The sequence below is a fragment of the Mycobacterium sp. genome, from assembly GCF_035653355.1.
Classification (GTDB): Bacteria; Actinomycetota; Actinomycetes; order Mycobacteriales; family Mycobacteriaceae; genus Mycobacterium.
In genome coordinates, this window is record NZ_DASRBZ010000262.1 from 1 (window position 1) to 2,391 (window position 2,391).

The following is a 2,391-nucleotide window of genomic DNA, read 5'->3' on the forward strand; positions in this document are numbered from 1 at the left end:
CCGCTGCACTGCCATCACGAGAAGCTCGTGATTGTCGACGGCACAACAGCGTTTGTCGGCGGGATCGACCTCACTGACATTGATGGAGATCGCTTGGACGGGTCCCCGCACCCGTTGCGGCCCGGTCTCGGCTGGCACGACGCGGCTGCAGTGCTGACCGGCCCGTCTGCGGCCGACGTCGCGGAGCACTTTGCGCTGCGCTGGGAAGCCACCACCGGCGAACGGCTGTCGCCGGTCAGCCGTCCCGATCCCGCGGGTGACAGCCGCGTCCAGGTCGTGCGCACAGTGCCCGAAGGAACGTATGCAGCCCTGCCGCGCGGCGATTTCACGTTGCTTGAGGCCTACATCGGCGCCTTGCGGAGCGCCCGACGCCTGATCTATCTGGAGAATCAGTTCCTCTGGAGCGCGGAGGTCGTCGCCGTGCTCCGCAATCTGCTTCAAGAACCGCCGACCGAGGAATTTCGTCTCTGCATCGTGCTTCCCCAACGGCCGAACAACGGCAGGGACGACACACGCGGGCAGCTCGGCGTGCTACAGGAAGCTGATCGCGAGCACCGCCTTCTCGCCGGCACCATCGGCCCGGCGACGGCGAGCGCACCCGGGGTGTACGTACACGCAAAGGTGGGAATCGTGGACGATCGTTGGTTGACGGTGGGATCTGGCAACCTCAACGAGCATTCGCTTTTCAACGACACCGAGGTGAACGTTGTGAGCGACGATGCGCGGCTCGCGCGCTCCCTCCGCGAACGTCTATGGAGCGAGCATGTTGACATTGATTGCATCGGCCGTGATCCACTCGCAGTGCTCGAGGAGCTCTGGCGGCCCAGGCTCGTTTCCGGCCACCGCCCTATGAGCGGCTTGCGTCCGTTACCTGCGGTGTCCCGTCGCAGCGCGAGACTGATGGGCCCGCTCAAGGGCTTGCTCGTCGACGGCTGATGGCAGTCACCTCGCCAAAGGTGTCTGACCGGATCAATCCCACTTGGTAAGGTTCAGTTCGATCGACATGGATCTGCTGAGCGGCATCTCGGCGTCTCTGGCCCAGCCATGGCTTGTCACCTCCTCGCGTCGTCGGGTGTCAACTACGGTGACACCACAAGCAGGATCTTTGTGACAGCAGACAAAAGATGAGCAGCGAAGGTCTGATTTTGGTCACCGGAGGCACCGGCGGCCTGGGACACCGGGTGGTACCGCGGCTGGTGGCGGCGGGGCGGACGGTACGCGTCCTGAGCCGCAAACCACACGCGCCGGACCGCGCCGTCGAGTACATGGTTGGCGACCTCGTCACGGGAGTGGGCGTCGAAGCGGCGGTCGCCGGCGTCGATGTGGTCCTCCACTGCGCCGCCACCGGCAGGATCAAAAAGGACACCGCCCAGGCGCGGAATCTGGTGCGGGCCGCCCAGCAGGCGGGCGTCCGCCACCTGATCAACATCTCAGTGGTGGGTGCCGATCGGATACCGGTCAAGAGCGGCCTCGACCGGTCGATGTTCGGCTACTTCGCCGGCCAGCGCGCGGTCGAGTCGGCGTTCGAGGAGTCCGGCATCCCCTGGACCAACCTGCGGGCGACCCAGTTCTACGACGGGTTCATGCTGGTGGTGCTCAGAGGCATGTCAAAGCTGCCCGTCATCCCCGTGCCGCGCGGCGTGCGGTTCCAGCCGGTCGACACCGACGACGTCGCTGCTGAGCTGGCTCGGCTCACGCTCGGCGAGCCGGTGGGAGAGGCACCGGCCATCGCCGGTCCCAAGACCTACACGCTCGACGAGCTGCTGCGCAGCTACTTGAAGGCGGTCGGCAAGCGGCGCTGCCTGCTGCCGATCCGGGTCCCCGGCGCTGCCGCCGCCGCCATCCGCGGCGGCGCCAACCTCGCCCCCGACCGTGCTGTTGGCACCCGGACCTGGGAGGAGTATCTCGCCGATTTGTCAGGGCAGCCGTCGACCGCGGCGCGCGCGGCCACTTAGCGTTCGCTCGCTCCATTCATCACCTCACCGGGACTCCGTTCACGAGACGTTCGCGGCGTGTGAACCAGGGCCCAAAGTGAACCATGTGGCCCGGCCGGTTACAGGCATCGGTGGAGCGCAACGACGCCGAATCTCACGCCGATGGCGCTTGTTCGAGTGGCCATACCTCGACGACACCGTGAGCTACAGCGCAGGGGGTGTGCGAGGCGATCTCCACCGCCTCCGCGATGGTGGCGGCCTCGATCAACGCAAATCCGGCGATGGGCAGCGCCGAGCTCATGAAGGGGCCGCTCTCGATCTCGACCGCAGCGGCGTCGTGGTTCCGGACGCACACCGGATTGCCGGCGATTCCCACCACGGCCCCTTCGCTCTGCAGTCGCGCGTCGTGGTCGTGCGCGGCATCTCGTACGGTCGGGTCAGTGCGCTCGTAGCCCTC

3 protein-coding genes and 1 pseudogene are annotated in these 2,391 nt (G+C 66.7%); 3 read left to right on the forward strand and 1 reads right to left on the reverse strand.

What is annotated here, in order from left to right; all coding sequences use genetic code 11:
- Positions 1–3: 3 nt before the first annotated feature.
- The 3 genes and pseudogenes from VFA16_RS23780 to VFA16_RS08990 form a co-directional block, all read left to right on the forward strand.
- A pseudogene (locus VFA16_RS23780) lies at positions 4–72 on the forward strand (hypothetical protein); the annotation flags it as partial.
- Positions 73–150: 78 nt separating this feature from the next.
- Complete coding sequence (locus VFA16_RS08985; protein WP_324967473.1) at positions 151–936, forward strand: phospholipase D-like domain-containing protein; 786 nt, start codon at positions 151–153, stop codon at positions 934–936.
- A 188-nt stretch (positions 937–1,124) separates the two neighbouring features.
- Positions 1,125–1,955 carry an SDR family oxidoreductase gene (locus tag VFA16_RS08990; protein ID WP_324967474.1) on the forward strand — a complete coding sequence of 277 codons (831 nt, stop codon included), beginning with the start codon at positions 1,125–1,127 and terminating at the stop codon, positions 1,953–1,955.
- A 133-nt stretch (positions 1,956–2,088) separates the two neighbouring features.
- On the opposite strand, the gene VFA16_RS08995 is transcribed toward VFA16_RS08990, so the two are convergent.
- On the reverse strand, positions 2,089–2,391 hold a 303-nt coding region (locus tag VFA16_RS08995), incomplete at its 5' end, for a transcription initiation protein (protein WP_324967475.1).

Bases quoted from the DNA above. Each gene is read 5' to 3' on its own strand.
- VFA16_RS08990 (WP_324967474.1), top strand. From the start codon at position 1,125: ATGAGCAGCGAAGGTCTGATTTTGGTCACCGGAGGCACCGGCGGCCTG.